This window comes from Streptococcus handemini, from assembly GCF_040984445.1.
Lineage (GTDB): Bacteria > Bacillota > Bacilli > Lactobacillales > Streptococcaceae > Streptococcus > Streptococcus handemini.
The window spans coordinates 1-4,249 of sequence record NZ_JBFRYH010000101.1 but is presented as its reverse complement, the minus strand read 5'-3'; the positions used below and the strand labels follow the sequence as shown (position 1 = coordinate 4,249).

6 protein-coding genes and 2 pseudogenes are annotated in these 4,249 nt (G+C 38.0%); 1 reads left to right on the top strand and 7 read right to left on the bottom strand.

Going from position 1 to position 4,249, the window contains the following annotated elements; genetic code table 11:
* Window positions 1-100: 100 nt before the first annotated feature.
* The 5 genes and pseudogenes from tadA to ABPH35_RS10475 form a co-directional block, all read right to left on the bottom strand.
* A complete protein-coding gene (tadA, locus tag ABPH35_RS10495; protein WP_349989615.1) occupies window positions 101-652 on the bottom strand; it encodes a tRNA adenosine(34) deaminase TadA in 552 nt (183 codons plus the stop codon).
* Window positions 653-723: 71 nt separating this feature from the next.
* Window positions 724-1,260 (bottom strand): hypothetical protein, encoded by a 537-nt coding sequence (locus ABPH35_RS10490; RefSeq protein ID WP_349989614.1) that lies wholly within the window; start codon window positions 1,258-1,260, stop codon window positions 724-726.
* Window positions 1,261-1,364: 104 nt separating this feature from the next.
* Window positions 1,365-1,523 (bottom strand): annotated as a pseudogene (locus ABPH35_RS10485) (class I tRNA ligase family protein); the annotation flags it as partial.
* A 298-nt stretch (window positions 1,524-1,821) separates the two neighbouring features.
* Window positions 1,822-2,091: a thioredoxin domain-containing protein gene (locus tag ABPH35_RS10480; RefSeq protein ID WP_349989613.1), complete on the bottom strand. Its 270-nt coding sequence runs from the start codon at window positions 2,089-2,091 to the stop codon at window positions 1,822-1,824.
* Complete coding sequence (locus ABPH35_RS10475) at window positions 2,079-2,357, bottom strand: hypothetical protein (RefSeq protein WP_349989612.1); 279 nt, start codon at window positions 2,355-2,357, stop codon at window positions 2,079-2,081. Before ABPH35_RS10475 ends, ABPH35_RS10480 begins: the two co-directional genes overlap by 13 nt.
* 89 nt (window positions 2,358-2,446) lie before the next feature.
* Here ABPH35_RS10475 and ABPH35_RS10470 point away from each other — a divergent pair, with 89 nt between their 5' ends.
* On the top strand, window positions 2,447-2,578 hold the full coding sequence (locus ABPH35_RS10470; protein ID WP_349989611.1) for a hypothetical protein: 132 nt from the start codon (window positions 2,447-2,449) through the stop codon (window positions 2,576-2,578).
* Between the two features lie 231 nt (window positions 2,579-2,809).
* Here the strand turns inward: ABPH35_RS10470 and ABPH35_RS10465 are convergent.
* A pseudogene (locus tag ABPH35_RS10465) lies at window positions 2,810-3,736 on the bottom strand (IS110 family transposase); the annotation flags it as partial.
* 203 nt (window positions 3,737-3,939) lie between these two features.
* Window positions 3,940-4,249: ISAs1 family transposase (locus tag ABPH35_RS10460; RefSeq protein WP_349988132.1), on the bottom strand; the 310-nt coding region annotated here is incomplete at its 5' end.

The window sequence follows — 4,249 nt, the reverse complement described above, 5'->3', positions numbered from 1 at the left end:
GGGAGTCTATGGAAACGAGAAAATCAATCATTGTAGTCACCTCTATCTCTAGTTTACTACTTTGATTGATTTTGTCACTATGTATGTCGTTTTCTGAAAACTATCTTTTCTTCATGCGTTTGGCGTGATCGGTCTTCTGTTCTTGAGACTCCTGAACTTGCTTGAGAGCCTTCTTTTTCTCACGTCCTTGACGGAAAAACGTCTGCATTATCCTAGCGCACTCATCTTCTAAAATACCTGATTCAACAGCCACACGATGATTCAGGCGTTCATCTTGCAAGATATTATAGAGACTGCCTGCGGCACCGAATTTCTGATTTGGCGCGCCGTAAATGACCTGCGGAATCCGCGCTAGACCAATCGCCCCACTACACATAACACACGGTTCAATAGTCACAAAGAGAGTTGTATCAAGCAAGCGCCAATTTTTTTCTTGCTGATTAGCTTCTTGAATGGCCATGATTTCTGCATGTAAGATTGCCTGATTTTGCTCCTCACGCGCATTGTGCCCTCTGCCAATAATAACACCGTCTTTGACAATGATGCATCCAATCGGAATCTCGTCTTTTGCTAAGGAGCGTTCTGCTTCTTTCAAAGCCTCCCCCATGAAATACTCTTTTTCTTCTTGACTATAGCTGTTTTTGATGTCCATGCTATCCATTGTACCACAAAAAATCAATAACTTGAGTATCTTTCCCATTACCACGAATGGTAGCGTAGAGGTTATTTCTCCACGTTCCAAGCTACACCTTCGTAACGCCAACCACGAGTTGAGAGGACGTTTTTCTCGTTTTCATCACGGGTATATAGGTGTTTCTTGATACCTGCATGGTAGAGGCGGTATACAGGAATCTCTCCGCTAGAACGGTATGCCTCACCTTCCTGACGCCAACCACGATTAGCCAAGACAGCATTTTCATTGGCATCCGTTGTGTAAAGATGGACTTGCAAACCTGCATGGTAGAGGCGGTATACGGGACTCGTTTCTGTAGTTGCTGGAAGAATTTCAATATTGCGTTCTGTAAAGCGAAGATCAGCTGTAGTATCCTCACCTTCTCCTGAAACAAGTCCATATTTTTCAAATTCTTCATTAAATTGAGGACTATCGGAGGCAGAGCTGATAGTGAGCCTCACCTTCCCCGGACGTAATGCTTTCCAATGACCTTCTCTATCAATTTCTAATGCGTCATCTCCAGTCAAAGAACCGCGAGCGATACGCAATTCACGGTAAAATTCTCCCAATTCCTTTTTCTCAATCATCGCACTGCTCCTATATATCGGTTTTTACTAGTATATCATACTTTTTCCAAACATGTTCCCGATGATACTAAAAACCGCCCTGCAAAGCAAGGCGATTCCGTGTTCTATTTGACAACGATATTGACTAGTTTATTTGGTACGGCAATGACTTTTACGATGTCTTTGCCCGCAATTTCTGCTTGGATTTTTTCATCTGCTAAGGCTGCTACTTCTAATTCCTCACGAGAGAGGTCTTTGGCAACGACCAGCTTGGCACGAACCTTGACCCGTGAAGACAACCTGTAACTCCATTTGTGTAAAAATAAAAACACGAAGAATAAAATTTCCCGTGTATTTATTTATCAAACTATATAACCTTTATCATGAAGCATCTGATTATTGGACTAAAAATTGTTCAATTTGTTCTACAGTAATTTTATCATCTATATCCAACTCATCTACCTTCACATTTCCATTAAATAGAACAAGAGAGGGGACAGAAGGAATATTATAATCCTTGCGGAAATTCATCAATTTTTGATTTGTTTTATAATCTTCACTATCTAAATAATATATTTTTATCTATGATTTTTCAGAAGCTACTTTCAACTTGGGAACAAAAATTCTACAGTAGGGACATGTCTTTCTACCTGTATATAATATAAAAGATTTATTTTTTGATTGTAAATCTTCTACTTCTTCAGTTGCTACTCTTTCAAAATTAACAACTGAAGTTCTGTAGTCATTAGATTCTTTAAAACCCATGATAGCCTTACCAATAAAGAAAGCAGAAGAAGCTACAATTAACATTAACAATAATTCAATCATTTTTGCTTTATTCAATTTTCCCATTTAACTTCAACCTTCTCCCCACTCATAATAAAAAAATAATGTAATAAATTAGATATCTTGGTTCTCACTTCCTCTTCTTGTTCACTAGACAATTCTCTTTCTGTAACGAAACGTATGGAAATGGAATCATCTTTTACAATCGGCTCTTGATAAAGAGGTGATTGTGTAATTGAAGAGTGTTTCAACATGATCATATGTATAAGACTAGGTAAAAGTAACTTGTTTTGTAAAATGTCAATATTTTCAGGACGAATGATGATATTCATTTTCTGATTCTTCTCTCTTTTCTGTATTGAATTAATTTTCAAAAAATTATATCATTAATTGTATCATGTAGAAAGGAGTTCCGCAACCTATGTTAAAAAAATTGTTTGCAGTTGCTCTTATTGCAATTACATTAGGAGCAGTATTCTCAACAACAACAGCCCAAGCAGGAACATGCTATGGTTATTATAGTAACGGTAATGGCGACATTGTACCTTGCTAATAGAAAAGAGTTTGGGACAAAAGTCCAAGCCTAAATATAAAAAGCGAACAAAACTAGTTTTCTGACACTCAGAATTCTGTTTTGTTCGCTTTTTGTATCTAATTTATCAATTTGAAGATTTGATGATAAAGAATCTCAAAAATCAAAATCTTTTTATACGAAAACTAAAAAAGTGCAAAAACTCCTCCCCTATGATATACTGTAGGTGAAAATTTTTAAGGTATTCGATTGTTAGCTCGTCTCTAACAATCTTTTTTGTTGGTAATATTCAGAATAGGTTCGATTCGTTGATAAGAGTTCGTAGGCTAGTTTCAGTAAGTAATGAGCAATGGCAATCGTGGCTTTCTGTGGTCCTCTTCTAGCCCGTAATCTGTTAAATCGTTGGGATATTGGACTTCCTTTCTGTCGCTTGGCCGCAAAAGCAGCTTGACAGAGGCTTTTCTTCAAGTAAGCATTTCCATGTCGTATCCTAGTACTTTTCTTCTTGCCTGCACTCTCATGATTCCCTGGGCATAAGCCCGCCCATGAACTCAACTGTCCAACTGTTGGAAACTGATTCATATCAGCACCAACTTCTGCTAGAAAGACAGAAGCCGTAATGCGGTCAATTCCTGGTATACTCTCTAAAATGTCTACTTCTCTCTCATATTCGGCGAGATAAGGCTCTATTCGTTCTTCTAATGAGTGGATTTTCCTTTGGTAGAAATCATATATCTCTAAGGACTCCTCAAGCATAAACCGATGATGTTCAGAAAAATAACCATCCAAGGCTTTTTCGATCTGAGGCACTTTTCGTTTTAAACTAGTGTATACATTGTCTCGAATGGCTTTAGGAGTTATCTTTTCTCCCTTAACCATAAGATTCATCAAATTGTGGCCGGAACGCCCCATAATATCTTCAATATAGGTAGTGAGCTTGATACCACCTGATTGAAGAATCATGTGAATCCGATTCACTTCTCGGTTACGTGTTTCTACATGATGTTTTCGTTGACAGGTCAACTCTCTCATCTCCTGAATCCTTTCCTCGGGTACAAAACTTTTTGGAAGAAGTCCGATACGGGTGAGTTTGGCAATCCACAATGCATCCTTCTTATCTGTTTTTTTACCAGGGATAGTTCTCATGTGTGCTGGATTAGCCAAGATGAGTTCAAAATCGGTACTGTAAACTAGTTTGTGTAAATAGAAAAAAGGACTAGATCCTGTTAAAGTAGAAAATAAAACCCAACCTACCTAAAGGAGCTAATCCCATGACCTATTTTACCACAACTCTTATCGAAGAGCTAGCCTCATCCGGTTTTCAGCACGACAAACGCATGAAACGGTCTTCGGCTTTTTTCTACCTCAAACACTTTTTTGATTTAAAGTAATCGTTTTAAATACTGGTCAAAGGATAGACTAAGGACATATTTCTTACGACGCATGCTCATTTTCTTTCCAAAATCCAACCGTTTTAGGACAGCTAGGCAGAATTTGTCCATCACATTCAAATTAAACGCTAACTGCTTGTTCAAAGTTTTATTCGCATCTTCTCGAAAAACAATATCTAATAACCAATGCATACTCTCTATCTGCCAATGACCTCGTACATAGTCGCATAATTCCTTCGCACTAACCTGACTACTCAAGATAAAGTAGCGTGTTTCTTCACCCTCTTGACTACTCTTGGTC

Coding starts and splice junctions, on each gene's coding strand:
- ABPH35_RS10490 (WP_349989614.1), bottom strand. CDS start 1,260: ATGATTGAGAAAAAGGAATTGGGAGAATTTTACCGTGAATTGCGTATC.
- tadA (WP_349989615.1), bottom strand. CDS start 652: ATGGACATCAAAAACAGCTATAGTCAAGAAGAAAAAGAGTATTTCATG.
- ABPH35_RS10480 (WP_349989613.1), bottom strand. CDS start 2,091: ATGGGAAAATTGAATAAAGCAAAAATGATTGAATTATTGTTAATGTTA.
- ABPH35_RS10475 (WP_349989612.1), bottom strand. CDS start 2,357: ATGAATATCATCATTCGTCCTGAAAATATTGACATTTTACAAAACAAG.
- ABPH35_RS10470 (WP_349989611.1), top strand. CDS start 2,447: ATGTTAAAAAAATTGTTTGCAGTTGCTCTTATTGCAATTACATTAGGA.